Origin of the sequence: Paenibacillus sp. FSL W8-0426, assembly GCF_037969725.1 — a bacterium.
Classification (GTDB): Bacteria; Bacillota; Bacilli; order Paenibacillales; family Paenibacillaceae; genus Paenibacillus; species Paenibacillus hubeiensis.
Window position 1 is genome coordinate 990,112 of sequence record NZ_CP150203.1, and the last position, 21,823, is coordinate 1,011,934.

Here is a 21,823-nt window from a genome sequence, read left to right on the forward strand (position 1 = left end):
GGGGGAACGCGGATGTCATTTTCGATGGAGATTCCGAGCACGAAGGAGATTCAGGCAGTCATTGAGGAGCAGGTGAAACCCGTGCCGGCCGAGGTGGCGGAGCTGCAGCAGATAGCAAGTGCCAACGTGGAGGCGATCATGTCCCTCGATTTCGATTCGCTGGAGAAACGCCAGGAAATTTTGCAGTCGATCGAAGGGTTCGGCATGAAAACGATGAGCAGCTCTTCTGAGAAAAACGCGTTGCTTCAAGTCTCCGTCGGACACCTGTCCAAGACGGGAGACGAGGGCGGGACGGTCGCCAAAGGCTTGACCGAGCTGCACATGCAGCTGAAAGACCTCGACCCCAGCGCGGTCGACTTTGCCAAGAGCGGATTCCTTGGCAAATTGTTTAACCCGCTGCGGGCCTACTTCCTGAAGTTCCAGAAGGCGGATGCCGTCATTGCGGACATCGTCGTCTCCCTGGACAAAGGGCGGGCGACGCTGCGCAACGACAATACGACGCTGGAGCTGGAACAGCAGACGCTGCGGGAGCTGACGAAGAAGCTGCAAAAGGAAATCCAGCTCGGCGTGCTGATGGACGAATCGATCGATGGACAGATCGAGGCGGCCAAAATCCGCGGCGAAGACCCGGAGAAGGTGCGTTTCATCACCGAGGAAGTGCTGTTCCCGCTGCGCCAGCGGGTGATGGATTTGCAGCAGATGCTGGTGGTCAACCAGCAGGGCATCATGGCGATCGAAGTCGTGATCCGCAACAATCGCGAGCTGATCCGGGGCGTGGATCGAGCGAAAAACGTGACCATCTCGGCATTGAAGATCGCCGTAACGGTAGCGAGCGCGTTATATAACCAGAAAATCGTGCTGCAAAAGATCGAGCTGCTGAATCAGACCACGAACGACCTGATCGCAGGCACGTCCAAAATGCTGAAGGAGCAAGGCATCGCGATCCAGAAGCAGGCCTACAATGCCAGCATTTCGGTGGATACGATGAAGCAGGCCTTCACCGACGTGCTGAGCGCGCTCGACTCGATCAGCCAGTATAAGCAGGAGGCGCTGCCGCGTATGCGTGAGACGATCAGCCAGTTCCGCGAACTGGCCGACACGGGGGAGAAGCAGATCCAGCGGCTGGAGAAAGGCCAGAAGCTCGGCTTGTAGTACGTTTAAGAAGCACGGCCCTGGACGATAAATGTGTTGATTTCGAATCTCGAATGCGACAATTCCATGGTCGGGATAATGACATTCCGGAGACGGCCCTTTGCGTGGGCCGTTTTTCATTCCCACCCCATATACAAAATTACCCAAGGGGATTACAATGAATGAAGCTCCTGCAGGAGCGGAGCAGTCGACTTTTTTTACATCATGAGCTGGAGGAATACGAATGAGGAGTTACAAGCTGTTTGCCCTGCTGGTGGGCATCTCCGTGGTTGTCAGCGGTTGTGGAGGGATTGAAATCACGATTAAGGAGGAAGGGGGCGGCACAAAGGCGGAAGAGGCCTCTCCGACGACGGTTCAGCAAGAGCCGATCAGCGGTGGGAAACAGCCCGAAGCAGTGCCTGAAACGACGGTTAAGCTGGCAGACGACAATGCGGCCAAGCCGAAGGAAGCAGATTCCGGAAACGTAGAGAAACCAAAGGAAGAAGCAAGCTATGCCGTAGAGGAAACGTCGGCCGAGCAGAGCATCGACTATATGAAGCCGACCTCTTCGGAAATCAATATGCGCGTAGCGCCGAGCATTCACGGACGTTCGGTAAAAGTGCTGTACAAAGACGAGGAAGTTGTATATTTGCATCGCAAAAATTACGATCCGACGGATGGCCGCACCTGGTATCAGGTAAGCACTGCCGACGGAAGCATCGGCTGGGTGAGCAGCAAAGTCGTCATGCAATCGGATGGCCGTTATTACGAAGGCGACACATCGGTATGGAACGAGGCAGAGTATTTGACCGTAACGGTGGCGCATGCCAATATGCGCGAAGTGCCTTCGATCAACGGGGCTGCCGTAGCCGTCGTGGACAAGGGTGACCGTTTGGAACATTGGGGCGGCTCGGTGTATGATCCGACGGATGGACGCACTTGGTACGAAGTATGGACAAGCGGCGGGAAGTACGGATGGATCAGCGGCAAAGTCATCGACCGGTAGGAAACCGACATTACATATTATAGAAGCTACGGACGGTTGAGCAGAGCATACTCTGCCTCAACCGTTTTTGTTTTGGATGTACAAGTTGGAGGAGCTGCAAGAAAGAAATGCACGGTTAAGCTTCAGGGGACTTCATGTGTATAATTTTGAACAGCTCGTTTGCCATGTATTCGGGCGTGTGCCTGAAATCCTGGCGAATCCATTCAAGGATCATGCCGAAGATGGCATGCGACTGATAACTGGCCAGCAGTTCATGATTGATGTGATCCGGGAAAATGTCGTTGAGATCCTGCAGGGCAAGATCGCGCAGCACATTGCAGATCATCTCTTGAAAATGGGATGAAGCATCCGATTTCACGACAAGGGTATAGAAGGGCGCATGTTGGTGAACATGCTTAAAGATGGTGATGGCCGAAGACGGCATGGCATGGACTTGAAAGGCATCTTTGTCCCGATACGGCTCGCGAAAGGAAGTGACCAGATCCTGAACGACATCCTCGATCAGTTCGTTGAACAGATCCTCCTTATACTGATAATGTCTGTAGAAGGTGCCGCGATTCAGGTCCGCGAGCTGCACGATGTCCGTAATGGAAATTTCCTTGAAAGGTTTCTTTTGCATCAGAGCGATCAAGGCGTCCTTGAGGGCGGCCTTCGATTTTTTGATTCGGCGGTCCTGTGCCGGGAGATCAGACATAGTGCATGCTCCTTTCAACCGTTTTTTTGACGAAAAAGTACAATATGGGCACCATATGTTCGATAACGTACATTCCGGCCCTCGTTTACTGATTGAATGGCTTAGCCATGACTTATTATACTAAAGACAAGAGTTAATGAACATTTGTTTGTTAACTTTATGTAAACGAATACAGGGAGGAAGATCCATATGAGACTTGAACATAAAGTAGCGGTAGTTACTGGCGCAGGCTCGGGCATGGGCAAAGCGATTGCGACATTGTATGCGCAGGAAGGCGCCAAAGTGGTCGTGTCGGATATCAATGAAGGCACTGCTCAAGCGGTGGTTGACGATATCAAGGCGAGCGGCGGCGAAGCGATCGTGGTTGTAGCCAACGTAGCGCAGGAAGACGACATCCAGAGGCTGATCGATACCGCGGTGAGCACGTACGGTACGGTGGACATTCTGGTTAACAATGCGGGCATCATGGACGGCATGGAGCCAGCCGGGGAAATCACCGACGAGCAGTGGGATCGCGTCTTCGCGATCAACACAACCAGCGTAATGCGCGCAACGCGCAAAGTGCTGCCGATTTTCCTGGAGAAACAAAAAGGAGTGATCGTTAACGTCGCATCCGCAGGCGGGCTGTTTGGCGGTCGTGCAGGCGCGGCTTATACGGCTTCCAAACACGCGGTGGTCGGTTTTACGAAAAATACGGGATACATGTACGCTCCCCAAGGCATTCGCTGCAATGCGATTGCACCGGGCGGCGTAGAAACGAATATCAGCGCTTCGATGAAAAGCTTCAGCCCGTTCGGCGGAGGCCGCCAGCAGCTCGGCATGGCCATCAACCCGCGCTTGGGCAAGAGCGAAGAAATCGCGCAGGTGGCTTTGTTCCTCGGATCGGACGAATCCAGCTTCGTGAACGGCACCGTGGTCACTGCGGACGCAGGATGGACTTCGTATTAAGTTTTGGTTGGGCAAGGGCTGTTTCGCGTAAATGCGCACAGGCTGTGCCGGTGATGGATTAGCTCATGGTGCTGGTGACTGAACAGGCTGCATAACGGATGATTGAATAACCTGTATGTTAGAACGAAGCGACTTCCGCCGACGGGTTTGCAATTGGCGGGAGCGCTTCTTTTTTGTGCGATGAAGCTGGCTGCAGCGTGTTAAAGCAAGCTGCCGATGATCTAACGAACATAGCGCACTTTATTCGGGCATGTATGAGGCTATTCCCCGGCTAACGAACATGAGCAGTCTTATTCGGGTGAAGATCGCCGGCAGAAGCACGTTTTTGATCCAATAACGTGCCTCATGCTCTTCTGTCAATAAAGTGGACACTCTCGTTTATGAGGTTTTTTGGTAATACTGTTGCTCGAATTCCCAAGGAGACAGGTAACCCAGTGTACTGTGTGAGCGTTTGCGATTATAAAAGAATTCCAAGTAGCGATATAGTGTTTCATAGGCTTCTGCCTTCGTTTTAAATCTAGGGATGCGATAGATCAGTTCTCGCTTCAATGTGCTGTGAAAGGCTTCAATACAAGCATTGTCATAGCAGTTTCCAGGCCTGCTCATACTCGCTTTCATCCCATACTGTTCCAACTTGCGTCGATACTCCTTGGAAGCATATTGTGCTCCACGATCAGAGTGGTGGATGAGCCCTTTTGCTGGCTTTTTCGCAGTATAGGCCTGGTTTAATGCATCCATGACGAGATCAGTGGTCATGCGGTCGCTCAGCTTCCAACCTACAATTTGCTTGGTATACAGGTCCAAAATGCTGGCTAAATACAGTCTGCCCTGACGGCATGGGATATAGGTGATGTCTGCGACCCATTTTTCGGCCGGTTTTGAAGCTGAAAAGTCTTGCTGGAGCTCATTAGGCGCTACCGGAAACGTATGTCTGGAATCCGTTGTACACACTTTAAACTTAAGCGAAACACAGGAACGAAGTCCGTTTTCGCGCATGATGAAGCCGACCGTACGCTCCGATACGACCCAACCTTCTTTTAAAAGTTCATTGCGAATACGAGGACTACCATACCTCGAATCCGAGTCATGATAGTGCCACAAAATTCGATTCGTAAGGCGTTTCCTCCGCTGATCTCGGTTGGATGGTGCAGCCAAACGCCATTTGTAGTAGCCACTCCGAGACACTTGCAAGACCTTGCACATCTTCTCCACTCGAAAGTCGGAGCGATACTCTTCGATGAATTGGAACCTCAGTTCTTTTCCTTGCTGAAGATGTGCAGCGCCTTTTTTAGGATAGCCAGTTCTTCTTTGAGATCTTCAATTTCACGGTCTTTCCGGCGTTGTTCTGCTTCATTTGCTCGGAGTGTTTGTTCGAGATTTCGGATCTTTTCAGGATGGTTGACGTTTTCCTGATCGAATTGCCGGTACTTAGTCATCCATTGACTCAGCGTACTTTTAGGAATATTTAAATCTTCCGCTACATCGGATAGCGTCTTTGTTTGCTCCTGAATGTACTTTACCGTTTGTTTCTTAAATTCTTCATTGTAACGTTGCCGTTGTTCTCCCATGCCGTGGACACCTCTTCTTTCGTTAGGTCTATTATTTCTGTTCCTTAACGATGTGTCCACTTTTTATTCTAGCTGCATCAGGTTCATTACATTTTCAAACATGCAAAATGGTCTCCGATACCGTGTCTGAGGTTCGTTACAGTTTCACCCTGAGAGAATTCAAGCTTGCGTAACGCACACCTGTGACAAATAACGGGCTTCAGTTTCCTCCCAGCACCATTCTTGCTGTTTTGTATGGCGCCATTCATTTCGCTCCATGTTGAAACGACGCCAACGAAAAACCCGCCTGCATGCAGACGGGTTTTTCCATTCAGTCCTGTATGGATTACAGATCGAATCCCAATTTGTTGGCATATTTGATGAATTCCTGGTTGGATTGCTCGATCAGTTTGGCACCTGCGGCCAATTTGTCGTTGCCTTGTTTCAATTGGGTGCTGTTCACTTTCGTTTTGGAAACGGACTGTTTGAACAACTGATATGCTTCAAGCTGCGTGTAGCTGCCTTTGACCAGTTTGGCATGGATTTTTTGCAGCTCGGCGTTCTTCGGTTTGATCAATTTCAGCTTGGACACATACTTTGTATAGTTAGGAATGGCCGTATTGTTCAACTTGAGGAAAATGGATTTGCGGTTGGCCGACGTAATGGTCATTCCGCCTTTGAAGGAATTGAACGCTCTTTCCTCGTATACGGCAGCCGCTTCCAATTGATCGATATAGTCGAGCAGGTCGGCTTCGTCCGCCGTAAATTCAGGTTCATCTACAGAAGTATCTTCCCCTGCGGGATCCTCAGTCACTGCGCTGTTCTCATCGTAGTATACAGGAGTGGTGTCGCTTGCTGCAGAAACGGAAGCTCCGGTTGGAAGCACTGCGCCGCCCAGCAAAGCAAAGCTCATCATCAAAGAAAGCAACCAAGATTTTTTCACGATTGTAATTCCCCTTATCTATATATGTGATTATTTTCTATTACATAAACTAACATGAGATCACAAAATATGACAGGAATTGATTGCCAATAGCCTTCATAAATTTTCCTTGTTTACGGTATAAATACGAATCCGAATGCCTTGCAATGATGAGAAGGAGGGCGGAAACCGGAATTATTAGGTATAAGGTTGGGCAAATATATTGATTTATGAACATCCGTTCCCGATCAGAATGATGAAATTAGTCCCAAAATCTTCGCTTTATATGAAAAAAGCACTGATTTTCCATTTACGTGAGTTCTTTTATATACCAGGCATCGCATGCATTATGCTCGGACTCCTCCAAGCCTTGCTCCAAAGGTCGGAAATCGTACTTCACGTACAGGGCGTTCGCCGCCTCCAGTTTGTCGAAGGTTTCCAGATAGCAGTAACGGTAATGCGCTGCGGCAAAGTCCAATGCAACGTTCATCAGTTGTTTGGACAGCCCTTTGCCTTGGGCTTGAGGAGAGAGGTACAGCTTCTGCAGTTCGCAAATTTCTGGATTTTGGCCGAACGGGCCGATGCCGACGCCGCCTGTGACCTCGCCCTGATCCGTAACGAGCACCCAATATTTGGCCAGCGGGATTCGTTCGTAATATTGTGCCAGGCTGCCAAGCTGTGGGTCAAAATAGGCGGTTCCGGGCATGTTCAATCCGAAGGATTCCAGCGAACGTTTGATGATCTGCTCCATGGCCCGGTTATCTTGTTCTTCAATCTCGCGTATGTGCATCGTTTCATCCCTCGCATCTGTTGTAATCATGGCCAAGTGCATGTGTCTGTGCGGCTTCATGTTTAAGGATTTTATTCTACTGCCGGCCATCCCCTCAGTCAATCGCGGAGGGGAGATTTACAGCTTTTCGTGATTCAATGCACTATTGTCAAAAAAACTTTGTTTATTGCCCCTACAAAGTTCGTTCTAGTGGTATAATCGGTACGAGCAGCAAGATTTCCGAACATGGAATGGTTCATTCTCGGTGCAGTAAAAGTATATTTATGTAAACGTAACCATAACAACTTCAGGGAAGTGAGAATTCACGATGAACCAAAGAACCCTTTTTAATGATGGATGGCAATTCGCCAAAAGCAGCTTGGCAGTCACGGAGCCGGCAGGACTGGCATTCGAGCAGGTAGAGCTTCCGCACGACTGGCTGATTTACGATTCGCAAAATCTGTATGAGGACAGCATCGGCTGGTACCGCAAAACGTTCCAACACAAAGATGAAGGGAAGCAATTGCTGCTTTGCTTTGACGGGGTGTATATGGATTCTTCCGTATATGTGAACGAACAGCTTGTGGGAGAATGGAAATACGGTTATTCCGCGTTTGAGCATGAAATCACAGAGGCGCTTGTGGAGGGCGACAACGAAATTGTCGTCAAAGTCGTTCATCAGAGCCCGAACAGCCGCTGGTACTCCGGTGCGGGCATTTACCGCAACGTCTGGTTGAAAACGCGTGACCGCAACCATATCGAGAGCCACGGCATTTATGTCTCGATCCGCAAACAGGAAGAAGACTGGCGCGTCGAAGTCGACACGGACGTGAACCTGCATCAGGATGCGGAGCTGACGCATACGATTATGAGGGATGGACAGGTCGTGGCGACAAGCAGCGCAGCCATCTTCGTTCAAGCCGGGGAGGCGGGAGCACGGAAAAATGAGCAGCAGCTGACCGTAGAGCAGCCCGAGCTGTGGAGCACGGAGCAGCCTAACTTGTATCAACTCGTGACGGAGCTGCGTTTGACGGGTAACGGCAATGATGGCCATTTGATCGAATCGATCACGCAAAACATCGGCTTCCGCGAAATTTCGATGGACCCGAACGACGGTTTCCGCCTGAACGGCGTCAAAATGAAAATGAACGGCGTGTGCGAGCACCACGATCTCGGCGCGCTGGGCGCGGCATTCAACCTGACGGCATTGCGTCGCAGATTCAAGCTGCTGCAGGAGATGGGCGTCAACGCGATCCGCACCTCCCATAACATGCCTGCCAAGGAATTCATGGATCTGGCGGACGAGACGGGCATGCTCGTGGTGTCCGAGGCGTTCGACATGTGGGAACGGGCGAAGACGCCGTACGACTATGCGAGATTTTTCCCGGAATGGGCGCATGCCGACGTGAAAAGCTGGGTGACTCGCGACCGTAACCATCCAAGCTTGGTGATGTGGAGCATCGGTAACGAAATTTACGATACGCATGCCGACGAGCGCGGGCAGGAAGTCACCCGCATGCTGATGGACTACGTGCTGGAATTCGATCCGAAGCAGAACGCGGGCGTAACGATCGGTTCCAACTACATGCCATGGGAAAACGCGCAGAAATGCGCCGATATCGTGAAGCTGGCCGGCTACAACTATGCCGAGAAATATTATGACCAGCATCATGCCGAGCATCCGGACTGGATCATTTACGGCAGCGAAACGGCCTCGGTCGTGCAAAGCCGCGGGGTCTATCATTTCCCGTTCGAGCAATCGATCCTTGCCGACGATGACGAGCAGTGCTCCGCGCTTGGCAACAGCACGACGAGCTGGGGGGCGAAATCGCCGGAGTTCTGCATTTTGGCCGAACGCGATACGCCGTATTCCCTTGGACAGTTCCTGTGGACCGGATTCGATTATATCGGGGAGCCGACGCCGTACCATACGAAAAACTCGTATTTCGGCCAGCTCGACACGGCAACGTTCCCGAAAGATTCCTACTATATTTATCAGTCCGCCTGGACGGATTACAAAAAAAGCCCGATGGTTCATCTGCTCCCGTATTGGGACTTCAACCCCGGGCAAATCATCGACGTACGCGTAGCAAGCAATGCGCCGAAGGTCGAGCTGCAATTGAACGGCCGCTCCATCGGCACGTTCGATATCGACCATGCGCACGGCAAACAACTGGTCGGCTGGTGGAAAGTGCCTTACGAGGAAGGCGAACTGAAAGCGATCGCTTATGACGAGCAAGGCAACGTCATTGCGACGGACGTACAGCGCTCATTCAAGGATGCCGCCAGCATTCGGCTGCAAGCGGATAAAACCGAGTTGACCGCAGACGGCACGGACCTGATCTTCGTCGAGATCGGGGCGGACGATGCCGCAGGCCATCCGGTGCAGAACGCGAACAACCGCGTGAACGTGAACGTGACCGGCGCTGGCCGCCTGCTCGGTCTGGACAACGGCGACAGCACGGATTACGACCAGTACAAGGGCCTCAGCCGCAGATTGTTCAGCGGCAAGCTGATGGCGATCATCGGCGCGACGAACGAGGAAGGCCCGATCCGCATCGAGGTAACATCCGAAGGACTGGAGAGCGCCGTGGCCGAATTCACCGCGATTGCGGGGCCGGAAGCAGCAGATGGCGATGTACAACGCTCGGCGTCTGCTTCGACTTTGACGAGCAACCAGGAGTATCCTGTCGTTACGGGCGCAGCCCGAGAAATTCCTTTGCGCAAAATCGAGATCATCAGCCAAGCCGGACAACAATTCGATCCTTCGACGCAGGAGATGGTGGTCCAAGCGAAGCTGTATCCGGAGAACACGTCCTACCGCGATATCGAGTGGGCGGTCGTCAACGATGCAGGCATTGAATCCAACATTGCGCGAGTCGAAGCGAACGGACTGGAAGTGAAGGTGTTTGCCCTCGGTGACGGCGAGTTCAGACTGCGGGCAACGAGCAGCAACGGCACAGACAAAACGAAGCTGATCTCCCAGCTGGAATTCAAAGCAGCGGGACTAGGAACGGCATATAAAGATCCGTACGGCTTTATCTCGGGCGGTTTATACGACGATACGAAGGGCGAAGTCGGCAACGGCAACGAACGCGGCGTGGCGACGAGCCGTGATGGCGAGACGCACGTATGCTTCCGCAACATCGATTTCGGCGCTTATGGTTCGGATACGATCACGATTCCGATTTTTGCGCTGTCGAGCGAGGAGTATTTCCTGCAAATCTGGGAAGGCATGCCAGGCGAGGAAGGCAGCGAGCTGCTGGCCGATGTCGTGTACCAGAAAGAAACGAAGTGGAACGTGTATCAAGAGGAGACGTATAAGCTGAACAAACGTCTGCAGGGCATCACGTCGATCTGTTTTGTGCTGAAGCAGAAAATCCATATCAAAGGATTCTCGTTCGAACGGCAAAGCCGGGCGTACGAGCAAAACACGGCCGCTTCCTGCGACCATCTATATGGGGATACGTTCACGATCCAGGGCGATTTCGTCGAAGGCATCGGGAACAACGTTTCGCTGGAGTTCGACGCGATGGACTTTGGCGCGGAAGGCACGTCGAAGCTGGTCATCCACGGCCATTCGCCGATCGATAAAAACACGATTCACATCCGTTTCTCCGGAGTGGACGGCCAGATGAACCAATTGGTCGAGTTCACGCAATCCGCAGGCTATGAGGAGCGCGTGTTCGAGCTGGAGAAGGTGACGGGCGTGCAGAAGGTGACGTTCATCTTCCTGCCGGGCAGCAGCTTCGATTTCGGCTGGTTCCGATTCGAGAAATAAGTGGAATGAAAAGACGAACCATCCTTTCCTTTCACGGTCCGAAACCAGGTCGGGATGCTCATGGACGGTTCGTGAAGCATAACTAAACCAAATCCCCTGTGGGGGGCGCGTAAAGCCGTGTCGGCCTAGCGTCCTCACAGGGGATTTTCGCGTGGATCGGCACCGTCAGTGGGGAACGTCAATGGTCAGTATATATCGCTGTGCATCCCAATGAACGGTTAAACCAAGCGCTTCCAGCGCTTCATACGGCAATGTGGTTGCTCCGGAGTAACTGCCGACGGGCTCCGGCAAAGGAACGATTTTGTCCTTGATTTTTCCGTCAATCGTCACGTGGAACTCTGTATCTCCCGGGCGGATCGTGGCTTTGGCGTCGCCAAGGACAAGCGAATAATAATCGATGGAGCCATCGTTGCTGCGATGGACAGCGAAGGCAGCACCCAACGCGGCAGCAACCGCTTTGGCGGGCAGTTGGACCGTCGCTGCAGTCGCAACCGTCGCATAGGGTGCTTCCAGCAGTTGGCCGTTGATGTAAACATCAGTGCCAAGGGGAGCTTGAATGGGAGTGTATGTCATCCCGCCTGGTGAAGTTGCAGGTCCGCCGGCTTCCTGATTTTTGTTGCCGCCCCAGCCCCAAATCGATCCTGCTGCATCCAAGGCAAGGGCATGATACGTGCCTGCCGAAATGTCGGCGATATTGGATAAGCCGTTCACTTTGCCTTGTTTCCCCGTAACGGTGCGAGAGCCGTAAGTATGGACATCTCCAGAGGTCGTCGCCAATAATACATAGCTGGCATTTGCATCAATGCGGCTCAGTGTCAATTCGGGATGAAAGGCGGTGACTTTGCCCTGAGCGTTCACTTGCCATGCCTTGCCCTTGGTATCCATCGCGTAGAGATTGTCATCTCCATAGGTTATGGAACGTACGTTGGATAGACCTTTCACTTTTACAGGGGAGGAAGGCGCTGTTCCCGGCGTTCTTGGTTCATCCCAACGCCACACTGTACCATCTTTTTTGACGGCATAGGCCGTGGATTCAGCCGCTACGATGTAGGTTATGTTAGCAAGCCCTTTGACGGTTGTTGGCTTTCGAGCTTTCTGGGCTTCGATCTCATATGATGCAATCTGCCATGTATACACGGTACCGTCTTCGCGCAGGGCCATGTTATAGTGACCGCCAGTTGAGATCTGCTTCACATTGCTTACCTGATCGACTTGAGTCAGGCCTTGAATTCCACCCCACTCCCACACGCTCCCATCCTCCCGAAGCGCAGCCTTGTTAGAAGAGCCCGAAGCGGAAATGGCGATAATGTTCTCCAACCGGGGAATACGGATGGGACTGTACGTATTATAATATCGTACCTTGCCCGTCGCGCCGAGTTCTCCCCACAGGTTGCGTCCCCATGCCCAGACGGTGCCGTCGCTGCGCAGGCCAACGGAATGGTAGTGAGCCCCTTCGACGGCGGTGTAATGCAGGTTGTCTCTGGCCGTTGATGCCGCTGCTGCTTCATTCGCCGAGCTTGGAGCCGAGGATGTGGGAGCCGGCATAGCAGGCGGGATTGGCGCAGGTGCAGCGGCAGCAGCCCCGGCAGGCAGGCCGGCGGATAACAGTACCGCTGCAAGCGTTGCGGCGGTCAGGGCGCGCAGCGTGGAAGCCGGGCCCATTTCCTTTCGCTGGTTCGAGCCCGCGTCACTGGTGACGGGGAATGAAACTTGATGTTGATCCGAATGACTGGATGGATTCCTCCAGCGCATATTGTCGCCTTCTTTCATATGGGATGATTTAGCGGATTTTGCATTCTTCCTTCTAAACGTATGTGAGAGGACGAAAGTTACGGGAGTGAAGGGGCACTTTTGGAGAGTTGTCGGATAAGAGGCATGGATCAAGCCTTGCTTTTTTTTGTGCTGCAATACGTATAAAATGGAAATATTCCAATGATTTGAAGAGCGGATCAGGAGAATGGGGGATGGAGCTATGAAATACCAGGAAGAGGTACTATGGAATCAACTTCGGGATGTGCGGGAGTTTACGGTCCACGTATGTCTTGAGATTGATCCTGGGCAGGTTCATGTCGTGCCTGGAGGGTTTAACAATTCAATCCTGTGGAACGTGGGACATATCGTGCTGGATCAGGATACGTGGTTTCATTACCTGATACACGATCAGGCGGAAGTTCCGGCGAGTTATCAGCATTTTTTTGGATATGGGACAAGCCCGGAAACATGGGCGGATGAGCCGCCATCCTGGGCAGAACTTATGGAGCAATTGATCGCTCAGCCCCGGGTACTGGAAGCGAAATTCAAAGGCCGTCTGGAGGAATCGCTGCTCCGGGTGAGCGAACTGGGCATGAGCACGATCGGGGAAGTCATACCGCGCACGTTATATCATGAGTGGTACCATCTGGGCGTGATCCAATCCATGCGGAGGGTGATTGGGTCGGTCCAATGAAGCGAACTTCTGGAACATTTTAGGAACCCCAAACGTTATTGTCCATGAGGTGATGTTATGGAAAAGAAGAAGACCGTTCTGATGCTTCTGCTCTTGGCGATCATGCTGCTAACGGCCTGCGTGGCCAACGTGCCTGATGCTCCCGAAACCCCTAAAACGGCTTTGCCGGCAATCACGGATCCGTATACCCCTGAGCACGCGAAGCAGAACGGCGATGTCGTTAATTTGCACGGCCAGGTGACGAACCAGGAACGGTGGGAACAATTCATGGACCAAGTCCATGCCAAACAACAGGACCAGGTTCGCGTAACGATCTACACGATCGAAGGCGATCCGATCATCTATGAACTGAATTATGATGGTACAGCTATACAGTACAGCTATGACAATACGAGGGACGCCTACGCCGGAAAAGGCCGGATCGTGAACAATGCTTGCCAGGGCATCGGCACCATGAAGGCGGAGCAGGGCGGAGAATTTTACATTCTTACTGGTTGCGAAAATGAAGACTACGCGTTTATGCTGCCAAAGTTATAACATGCCAAGTGCTTTGGTATAGAAAACAATCGTTTGTTACGGACGAGTAAAGCGTAGGATCTATGAGACCGATGAAATGCATATGCAAGTTATAGAGAAATGGCAGTTGGGAGGGGGAGAGACATGTTGATCCTATTTGGCAGTTCACCGCTGGATGAACGAAAGGTGGACGAAATGTATGAAGAGGAATATGCTGCCGCTGCAAAGGCTGGCTTTGAGGTAGGGCTGGTGAATCTGGAGCAGCTCATGGCGGAACAGAGTCCAGCTCGTGCTGTGAAACGGCTGCCGTCTGCAAGCGATCGGGAAGACGTGTTATATCGCGGGTGGATGCTGACACCGAAAGATTATGCCATGTTATACGAGGCGCTGCTGGCTAAAAACTTGAAGTTAATCAACCGGCCCGAGCAATACAAGCACTGTCATTACCTGCCGGAATCGTACGCGAAAATCCAGGAATATACACCGAAGTCGACATGGCTGCCGATCGGAGAGGTCAAAGAAACGGAAGATGCCGTTCAACATGCGGTCAGCGCATTCGGGCAGCGCCCGATCATCGTAAAGGATTACGTCAAATCCCGTAAACATGAGTGGAACGAAGCGTGTTACATCCCGGATGCATCCGATGCGGAACGGGTGGCCGAAGTGGTGCGGACCTTCGTGACGCGGCAGGGCGACGACCTGAACGAAGGCCTTGTTTTCCGGGAGTTTGCGGAATTGGAGTTTCTTTCCTACCATGCTCGCAGCGGCATGCCGTTGTCGCGGGAAATGCGGGTCTTTTTCCTGAAAGGCGAGCCTGTCTTCGTCTCGAACTACTGGGAAGCCGGCGAGGACGGCGAATTTGCGGAGGTGCTGGATTCGTTTCTGGACGTGGCCCGGTCGGTAGAAAGCCGCTTTTTCACGATGGACTTCGCGAAGCGGAAGAACGGTGGCTGGATCATCATGGAGCTGGGCGACGGGCAAGTTGCCGGGCTGCCGGATGGGACGGAGCCGCAGGCGTTTTATGCAAGCTTGCGCAAGGGGATGGAGAAGTAGGTCGATTACGTTGGGGTAAAAAAAAGATACTGAACGAAGATGAACCATTGACGGATGTTGCACATCCAAGATTCGCTGAATCCAAGATACAATTGGCAATCCTCGGATAAGAGCCCCTGAACGGGCAGACCTTAAAGGACGAAGAGTCTTATAAGGTCTTTTTTTCGTTTAACTCGGGAGATGCTGTTCTTCGTCATTTCAGCGTTATCCTCCACGCCAGTATAAGTTAAAAAAAGATCCGACCAGTAATGTACTGGCCGGATCAGTCATGGAATAAAATCACGATGACAACGCAAATGAGGCTGGTTATCCTTACGGATCAATGTCTACGATTTGCGGGAAGACTTAACGGGAAAATCAAGTCAATTTCGGTTCATGGGGTGCTCCAGTTCGGCATGCCCCATTAAACTTTCCGCTGCATTTCCGTCTACCAGCAGATCGATACTCGTCACTTCCTCGAACTGAAAAAACGTCTCCTTGAGGGAATCCAAGGCTAAAAGCTCACCGCTAGCCCCCAATGCCGCGTCTTCCGGGATATGGACATCTAAAGTCAGCACCCCTTGATCGAACGTGGATGACAGTAAATCAATCTTGTTCCACAGGGAGATGAGTTCGGTTTGATCGCTGCTTTGGAGAGCGGCAAACGTTTGGCTGTACTTATCGGAGTCGTCTTCAAACGTAATTTCCTTCGTACCTTGCTCCAGTTGAGTTAGTTGATCATCCACGTAATATACCTTGATTTCTTGAGTTTGCTTATTCTCCTGTTGCTGTTCCGCCGGTGAAGTGCCTGCAGGATTCGAGGCCTGCACCGGGCCGGAAGAGGTAGGTTTGGTGCCGCATCCTGCTGCCACCAAGCTGATTGCACAGACTACGAGTGCGAGCTGAATTCCTTTTTTCATAGAAGCACATCCTCTTGATTTATTCGCTGGCTTTTATAGGTTCAGGTACTCTTTAATCCCGTCAACGATGGCTTGAGCGGCCTTGTCTTGCATGCTCTCCGACATCATCGCTTCTTCTTCATCTTTGTTGCTTAAAAATCCGATCTCCAGAAGAACTGCGGGCATGGTGGTTTCTCGAATGACTTGAAGATTGCCATTTTTGACGCTGCGATCTTTGAACCCTAAAGCCTCGATCAAATGTTTGTGAATAATGTTTGCTAACTCTTTACTGCTTGCACGCTGGTAATAAAACGTCTCGGTACCGCTTACCTGAGGAGACCCCTTTACGCTATTTCCGTGAATGGATACAAAAACATCCGCATTAAGATCGTTAGCCAGTTTAACTCGCTCCGAACGCGTAGGATATACATCCGTTTCTCGCGTCATAATCAATTCAATGTTTGGTTCTTGTTTCAACAGGGCTTGTACCTTTAGACCTAAAGCAAGAGTGAAATTCTTCTCGGGTTTGTTCGTAAAGCTTATGGTGCCCGGGTCGCTTCCCCCGTGTCCTGGATCAATAACGACGACTTTCTTGCCATCCGTGACAGGGGTTGCAGGCGTTGGGCCGTTGACCATGCTCAAATCAAGGATGAATTTGCCTGCAACGTATTGTTGAGAATAATTAACCGCACTGACATTATTTAATTCAATGACGATTCGGACTTGAGCCGGATCATTTTTGAATAGGGAGTAGCGTACCTCGCTAACATTCGGACTGTCGCTCGTATCCAATTTGCCCATCGAACCTACTGGCAGCACTTGCCCCATATTACCAAAATCCGTAGAAGGAAAATCCACAACAATCCGCTCGGGATTTTTTAACGTGGTGATGACCGGCGTCACTTCCTGATCCATAGAAACGACAAGTTGATTGTTCGCATAGTTTATTTCATGAACAAGGTTCGTTGTCCCTTCATTCCCATTACCATTCGAAGGAGAGGACGGGACGGAGGCAGTGTTGGTTAGAGTGACGATCTTTTCTTTGTTATTCCAACCGACCCGAAGCCCCATTTCTTCACTAACAAAACGTAGAGGAACAACAACCGTGTTCTTGATCATTTGGGGAGCGATGTTAAGCGTTACGTTGCTGTTCTCGACGATGGCTTCCTGTTGTCCTACGGTCAACGAAATCGCTTTGGACCCCTGTTGAATGCTCACATTCTGTGTTTTTTGGTCCCAGTTCACATTGAATTTCAAATTTTCGGCAACGACGCGGATGGGAATCATGATGTTGTTTCGTACATTCACGACTTCAACGTCATTGGGCAGGGTTAGTTCCTGGCCATCCAAAATAATTTTCGTTTGATTTGCAGCTGCGTTGGTTTGAACGGGAAGCAGAAAAAGCATCAGTATACTAAACCACAATAACATAAGTATAGATTTCTTCATTTCACACCTCTGTTTTAAATTAGCTTACTATATGAACATTCGGCTGTTTGGATCGAAACTTGAACAATAAACAAGCTATCAGCAATTTCTCTATTCTAAGGAATCACAGCAAGGTTATCTTCATAAGAAATCGAATCGTTCTACACACGGAGCTAGGGACAGACAACACACGTCTGCGGGATCAAACCATCACCTCCCATGACCCGCAAGTTCATTGAAAGCCGAACAATCGGACCGGCAAACACCTGATTATTACATTGTAAATATTTATACATCATCATCCTGTGAATCCGTGAAATTACTTTGTTGGAACTACATCTTATTTACAATGATACCAAGATAACCTTTCGCTCACTACTATCAACGCTTTTAGAGACAAAATAGTTACCATATGATATGGATTTGATACAAAATTCTTCAAATTCCGGGTCGTTTAGTACGAGTCAGTCCGGCGGGTAAGAAAAAAAATTACCCCCAATCCTTTCAACGAAGGGTACGTTATGTCAGAAAAAGAAGTATTAGTTGCAGACCTACTCATTGAGCACTTGATGAAGTATTGAAAGTCTAATACTTTATTTTCGGCTCTTACATGAGGTTGGACCGGAATGGATGGTCCAATGACGAAAAGGGATGCCTACGGTCACGATGGCGTGACGCGGGCATCCCTTTTCATCTTGCGCAGCAAATTTTAGGCGCTGAGGAATTATCTCTGTGTAATCACCTGATTGCCAAAGTCGGGGTCGATCTCGTCCGCTTGGACAAGCCATTTTCCGTTCTTACGGACGAGGGTCAGGCGGCCTTCCAAAGGAAGACGTTCGCTTTCCCCGTTTTGCCGGGTCAGGATCAAGTCGACCGTGTAATCGAAATCCACGTAGTTTTCCGCTTCCTGATAGAGTTCGAAGGTCAGGTTCTCCGGTTTCATCGAAACTTGCTGCACGCTCGCAATTCGGAACGTTAAGACACCGTAGCTTGTATTACCCGGTTTGTCGGTGTAATTATCCGCGTATAGAGGTTCCATTTCTGCAAGGCGTTTCATCATGGCCTCGTCCTCCAAAGGCGTCTCCGGGATCTCGTCGATCGTATACTCTTTGGTTTTGTACGTCTCCGCTGCCTTCATGGCTTCGGCAATTTCTTGTTCATCCATCGACGTATCCGGGGTAACATCTGGCTGCTGCGTCTCCGATTGTTTCAAAGCGGGCTCTGCTTCTTTATCCGTCGGGGGACCAGTTGAAGTGCATCCGCTTATGAGTGCGACGGACAACAACGTTAATCCCAAGAGCGATGAGAAGTTTCTCGGCATTCATATCTCTCCCTTCTAGTTGAGGGTAATATTACCATATGATAGTTGGGATTCAAAATGAAAGGATGACACAAGATGGAGTCGCCTTAAACTACTTAAATTCGTAAATAGCCAGAATGATAATCGCAATTAGCGCTATGAGGAAAAAAATAGCAAGTGCAATTAAAACACCGTAACCCAGTACGGAGGCTAACTTAGTGACTATTTTTTTCATAAAAGACAACCTTTCTATTTAAGGTGAAAAGGTGCTGACAGCTGGGGAAGCTAGTGTTTCTTATTTCATTCACATCCATACTCAACAGAACGATAACCTTAATTTGTAAGTTGGTACTTAATATATAAACCGCAAAAAACATACACACGTTAACGGAGAGGCAGAACCAATCTGAAGAAGCGAGGCATTCGCATTTTCACCGGATTTCCCCTTTGAAACAGGGATTTGAAAAAATCTGGGGATAACAGCGATCGGAAGATGGTACTGCACTCGCAGTGGCCTAGTGTGATTGATTAATGCGGCTTCTATTGTAATAACAACTTGATAAAGAGTTTAGTTTCCCATACCACCAAAAGAGTGACTCTGAATTTTGATTGCTCCACAAGAGTAAGCCTGTTGAGGAGATTACGCGAATATGTAGGTACGGTAGTCAACAAGCATTGTTTATTTACGGACTAGAAGTCATGGGAAAATGCAACGCAGGGTCGATTCCAGTAAACAAACTGACTTGTTAAAATTTAGATATCATTCAAGTTCAGTTTGGCGGTGAAGAGGGCAGTCAAGAAATGAAAGTTTGAACAAGAATGATCGTTTTTTAGTCTGTAATTTTATTGAATCCGAAACCTATAAGGATTAAATGGGAGACGGGGATTCATGAATTTGAATTAACCATAAAATTATTATTTAGGTGATCGGATGTCCCTAGATCTTGATGTAAGAATAACGAGAACCATTCATATGAATGAATTGAAGAAAGAGCTATCCAAAGAAGCTGTCAGACTTTTAAAGGTAGAGACGACTCCTGAAGTCACCATTAAACAGGTTTTAAGCGGGCAAAGAGTTGATCTTGGTGATACTGCTCTTTTTGAGGAGAGTCAAGCGTATGCAGTCGCATTTAGAGGGATGGAAAGCGAGGTTGGATTGGCGTTTACTTATCTAGATCCGACCCTTCCTTATGTGGACGAAGAGGAATCTGGATTTTGGATGGGAGTCATGGTACAAGGGGAGCGTGAACCTGTCGAGTTTGCATTAGTTGCTATAATTGCGCGATCTGCTGCCAAAATCAGCGGTCCTGCTTCTGAAATTATTGATGAACGCAAGTTTTGGAGCAGCCAGCGCGTGAATCATTATCACGATTTTGTAAACGATATTGAAATCGGAGATCGGTTTGATCGTGTGGAACAAGCTAGCAAGGAGTTTTATTCCAAATTGCCTAAGGGAGACCTTTAGAATGAGCTCGATCATTTTTTTGAAAAATATAGAGAACTATTCTCCCGAACATGCGTTAGAAGCATTTAAGCAGGCCGCTACGAAAGCAGGCATGTTTTGCATTTTAACAAGGACGAAGTCAAGCGATGGTCGATTTGTATTTGGCGAAGGAACGTTATCGGAAGTGGATGAGGCTGCATTTTTAAATACGGATAACAAAGAGCATCTAAAGTACTTCACATTCAATATCAATCCAGTGGATGAAGACTCATATGACAGCTTCACTTGGCTAACACAAAACGAAAAGTATTTTTGGGCTATCGATATCGAAAATATTAAAGATGACTACGCGTTTATTTATCATTTTGTTATAGCGTATTTTAGAGATCATCCTGAAGATTACCTATGGTTTGATGATGCGGATTGGTGTTATACGGCTAAGGACCTCATTATGTTAAGTAACATGCCTTACAATCCGCTATGGTCCAGTGAGAAAATCGTGTGAGAACGTCGGAATTTAAACTTTCGATTGGATCATGAATGGGAAAGCGTACTTGTTATTACTAAGGAGGGAAAAATGGGTATTTCTGCACATATCCTTTTCAAAAAAGGAAATAGCATTGAAATAAATGATTTAGTATTTCGATTAGATGAGTTATGCAAGAACGAAGGAATGTTCTACAGCCACACCCTGAATAAAGTAGACGATGCCGGAAAATTAAAATACTGTGAATACTGTGTTAGCGATATTCCATTAAATGAAAGTTATGATAGGCAAATTTGTTTTGGAATCGCTGATGAACCGTATCCGCATAAACTTGTCGATTTCGATTGGGATTCTCCCCCACAAGAGTATTTTAAAACGTTAGTTTCTGGCGATTTTGTGGACAACGAAGATTTATTATTCAAATTTCTATATGCATTCCTCAATGAATTCCCCACCGCTACGGTTTGGATCGAAGAAGACTGGTTCTACACATTGGCTGATCTGAACAAACTTAGGGATAATGATGTGGATCATTGGTGTTATGTTAATCCAAGGGATTGGTGAACAAGAGTGTTTCTGTATATTCTTGAAGATCGCAGGAGGGATGCATGGAATACTCTTTGAAGATAAATGGAGAGAAAGTTGACGTTGTACGTTTGAAAGTTTATTTGGAAAAGCAGCAGCTTGAATTTTGTGATTCTGTGAAATATATCGATTCAAAGGTTGTTGAAGAAATCATCTTAGACATCGGCTTGAGCATAAGCATTTTTGCGAATATTTTACCGACGAATCATCCTGGCTATGCTTATGAAACGATGTTTCTGGAAGAGGACTTTGAGTATCAAGAGACAGTATCTTTTGATCTGAATCCGTCAGGAGATTACGAGACAGCTTATAGGACCATGTATAAAATTTGTTTTGCGATCCTTGAAATGTTCGAAGCACAAGGCATTTTGCATCATGTATCTGGTGATGAGATATTTCTCCATAAAGATGGTCAGTTTCTATTTAACGAGGTGTATATGAAGTGGTTGAACGAGAATTATCGCGGTCTTCTACGGGACCGCCAATCCAACATTCACATCCATTTGCCTTCAAACAAAGAACTGGAAAAGGCGCTTGACGAAGATACCATTACTAATGAAGTTTTGGCCCTTTGCATGCAGAATTACAGTTATAGAATCGTGGTTATGGCCATGTTCAAAGCGATCGAAAGAAATTATTGTGACCAGGGGATCATTGAAAGATTATCTGAACTAAGCGTACGTTTGGAAGATCATAAATTTATCGGACCTTGGCAAATAGGGCATGTGGCTTTAGCGACATTAGCGTTGTTGGATAACCAACATGCCAACGATAAATTCAACGAACTTCATGGAAGATTGAATGAGCAAGATCGTTTTTTAGTCCAACATTTCATTGATTCTGAAGTGTACAAAGATTAAGCGGGCAGATCGTCAGACCCGGAGGGAG

The 21,823-nt window shown here is 49.1% G+C and carries 20 protein-coding genes; 11 read left to right on the top strand and 9 right to left on the bottom strand.

Annotated features, from left to right (window positions below; translation table 11 throughout):
- Nucleotides 1-12 precede the first annotated feature (12 nt).
- Together MKY59_RS04505 and MKY59_RS04510 are read left to right on the top strand one after the other, a co-directional pair.
- On the top strand, nucleotides 13-1,152 hold the full coding sequence (locus MKY59_RS04505; RefSeq protein WP_339276220.1) for a toxic anion resistance protein: 1,140 nt from the start codon (nucleotides 13-15) through the stop codon (nucleotides 1,150-1,152).
- A 223-nt stretch (nucleotides 1,153-1,375) separates the two neighbouring features.
- Entirely contained in the window at nucleotides 1,376-2,137 is a 762-nt protein-coding gene (locus MKY59_RS04510) for an SH3 domain-containing protein (RefSeq protein WP_236421025.1), read from the top strand.
- A 115-nt stretch (nucleotides 2,138-2,252) separates the two neighbouring features.
- Here the strand turns inward: MKY59_RS04510 and MKY59_RS04515 are convergent, their stop codons facing one another.
- On the bottom strand, nucleotides 2,253-2,831 hold the full coding sequence (locus tag MKY59_RS04515; RefSeq protein ID WP_236421024.1) for a TetR/AcrR family transcriptional regulator: 579 nt from the start codon (nucleotides 2,829-2,831) through the stop codon (nucleotides 2,253-2,255).
- A gap of 189 nt (nucleotides 2,832-3,020) precedes the next feature.
- Between MKY59_RS04515 and MKY59_RS04520 the strand changes: the two genes are divergently transcribed.
- On the top strand, nucleotides 3,021-3,779 hold the full coding sequence (locus MKY59_RS04520) for an SDR family oxidoreductase (protein ID WP_339276222.1): 759 nt from the start codon (nucleotides 3,021-3,023) through the stop codon (nucleotides 3,777-3,779).
- A gap of 378 nt (nucleotides 3,780-4,157) precedes the next feature.
- Here the strand turns inward: MKY59_RS04520 and MKY59_RS04525 are convergent, their stop codons facing one another.
- From MKY59_RS04525 to MKY59_RS04540, 4 genes are all read right to left on the bottom strand, one after another.
- Nucleotides 4,158-5,033 carry an IS3 family transposase gene (locus MKY59_RS04525; protein ID WP_339278323.1) on the bottom strand — a complete coding sequence of 292 codons (876 nt, stop codon included), beginning with the start codon at nucleotides 5,031-5,033 and terminating at the stop codon, nucleotides 4,158-4,160.
- Nucleotides 5,030-5,347, bottom strand: coding sequence for a transposase (locus MKY59_RS04530; protein ID WP_236415676.1), 318 nt, complete (start codon nucleotides 5,345-5,347; stop codon nucleotides 5,030-5,032). Before MKY59_RS04530 ends, MKY59_RS04525 begins: the two co-directional genes overlap by 4 nt.
- A gap of 325 nt (nucleotides 5,348-5,672) precedes the next feature.
- Nucleotides 5,673-6,269, bottom strand: coding sequence for a hypothetical protein (locus tag MKY59_RS04535; protein ID WP_339276223.1), 597 nt, complete (start codon nucleotides 6,267-6,269; stop codon nucleotides 5,673-5,675).
- 289 nt (nucleotides 6,270-6,558) lie between these two features.
- Complete coding sequence (locus MKY59_RS04540) at nucleotides 6,559-7,038, bottom strand: GNAT family N-acetyltransferase (protein WP_339276224.1); 480 nt, start codon at nucleotides 7,036-7,038, stop codon at nucleotides 6,559-6,561.
- Nucleotides 7,039-7,345: 307 nt separating this feature from the next.
- Here MKY59_RS04540 and MKY59_RS04545 point away from each other — a divergent pair, with 307 nt between their 5' ends.
- On the top strand, nucleotides 7,346-10,798 hold the full coding sequence (locus tag MKY59_RS04545; RefSeq protein WP_339276226.1) for a glycoside hydrolase family 2 TIM barrel-domain containing protein: 3,453 nt from the start codon (nucleotides 7,346-7,348) through the stop codon (nucleotides 10,796-10,798).
- A 165-nt stretch (nucleotides 10,799-10,963) separates the two neighbouring features.
- Here MKY59_RS04545 and MKY59_RS04550 read toward each other — a convergent pair whose 3' ends face one another.
- Nucleotides 10,964-12,550 carry a hypothetical protein gene (locus MKY59_RS04550; RefSeq protein ID WP_339276228.1) on the bottom strand — a complete coding sequence of 529 codons (1,587 nt, stop codon included), beginning with the start codon at nucleotides 12,548-12,550 and terminating at the stop codon, nucleotides 10,964-10,966.
- A 220-nt stretch (nucleotides 12,551-12,770) separates the two neighbouring features.
- On the opposite strand from MKY59_RS04550, the gene MKY59_RS04555 reads away from it, so the two are divergent.
- The 3 genes from MKY59_RS04555 to MKY59_RS04565 all read left to right on the top strand — a co-directional run bounded on the left by MKY59_RS04555 (nucleotide 12,771) and on the right by MKY59_RS04565 (nucleotide 14,813).
- A complete protein-coding gene (locus MKY59_RS04555) occupies nucleotides 12,771-13,244 on the top strand; it encodes a DinB family protein (protein WP_236421018.1) in 474 nt (157 codons plus the stop codon).
- A 57-nt stretch (nucleotides 13,245-13,301) separates the two neighbouring features.
- A complete protein-coding gene (locus MKY59_RS04560; RefSeq protein ID WP_339276231.1) occupies nucleotides 13,302-13,781 on the top strand; it encodes a DUF4362 domain-containing protein in 480 nt (159 codons plus the stop codon).
- Nucleotides 13,782-13,904: 123 nt separating this feature from the next.
- A complete protein-coding gene (locus tag MKY59_RS04565) occupies nucleotides 13,905-14,813 on the top strand; it encodes an ATP-grasp domain-containing protein (protein WP_339276233.1) in 909 nt (302 codons plus the stop codon).
- A 362-nt stretch (nucleotides 14,814-15,175) separates the two neighbouring features.
- Here MKY59_RS04565 and MKY59_RS04570 read toward each other — a convergent pair whose 3' ends face one another.
- The 3 genes from MKY59_RS04570 to MKY59_RS04580 form a co-directional block, all read right to left on the bottom strand.
- On the bottom strand, nucleotides 15,176-15,712 hold the full coding sequence (locus tag MKY59_RS04570) for a GerMN domain-containing protein (RefSeq protein ID WP_339276234.1): 537 nt from the start codon (nucleotides 15,710-15,712) through the stop codon (nucleotides 15,176-15,178).
- 33 nt (nucleotides 15,713-15,745) lie between these two features.
- Nucleotides 15,746-17,140, bottom strand: coding sequence for an N-acetylmuramoyl-L-alanine amidase family protein (locus tag MKY59_RS04575; protein WP_339276235.1), 1,395 nt, complete (start codon nucleotides 17,138-17,140; stop codon nucleotides 15,746-15,748).
- A gap of 703 nt (nucleotides 17,141-17,843) precedes the next feature.
- Nucleotides 17,844-18,440, bottom strand: a complete 597-nt coding sequence (locus tag MKY59_RS04580) for a hypothetical protein (protein WP_339276237.1) — start codon at nucleotides 18,438-18,440, stop codon at nucleotides 17,844-17,846.
- A 952-nt stretch (nucleotides 18,441-19,392) separates the two neighbouring features.
- Here MKY59_RS04580 and MKY59_RS04585 point away from each other — a divergent pair.
- The 4 genes from MKY59_RS04585 (at nucleotide 19,393) to MKY59_RS04600 (ending at nucleotide 21,795) form a co-directional block, all read left to right on the top strand.
- The gene (locus tag MKY59_RS04585; RefSeq protein WP_339276239.1) at nucleotides 19,393-19,884 is read left to right on the top strand and encodes a hypothetical protein; all 492 of its coding nucleotides are present in this window, start codon (nucleotides 19,393-19,395) and stop codon (nucleotides 19,882-19,884) included.
- Nucleotide 19,885: 1 nt separating this feature from the next.
- Nucleotides 19,886-20,368: a hypothetical protein gene (locus tag MKY59_RS04590; protein ID WP_339276240.1), complete on the top strand. Its 483-nt coding sequence runs from the start codon at nucleotides 19,886-19,888 to the stop codon at nucleotides 20,366-20,368.
- Nucleotides 20,369-20,440: 72 nt separating this feature from the next.
- Entirely contained in the window at nucleotides 20,441-20,914 is a 474-nt protein-coding gene (locus MKY59_RS04595; RefSeq protein WP_339276241.1) for a hypothetical protein, read from the top strand.
- A gap of 44 nt (nucleotides 20,915-20,958) precedes the next feature.
- Complete coding sequence (locus MKY59_RS04600; protein WP_339276242.1) at nucleotides 20,959-21,795, top strand: hypothetical protein; 837 nt, start codon at nucleotides 20,959-20,961, stop codon at nucleotides 21,793-21,795.
- Nucleotides 21,796-21,823 lie beyond the last annotated feature (28 nt).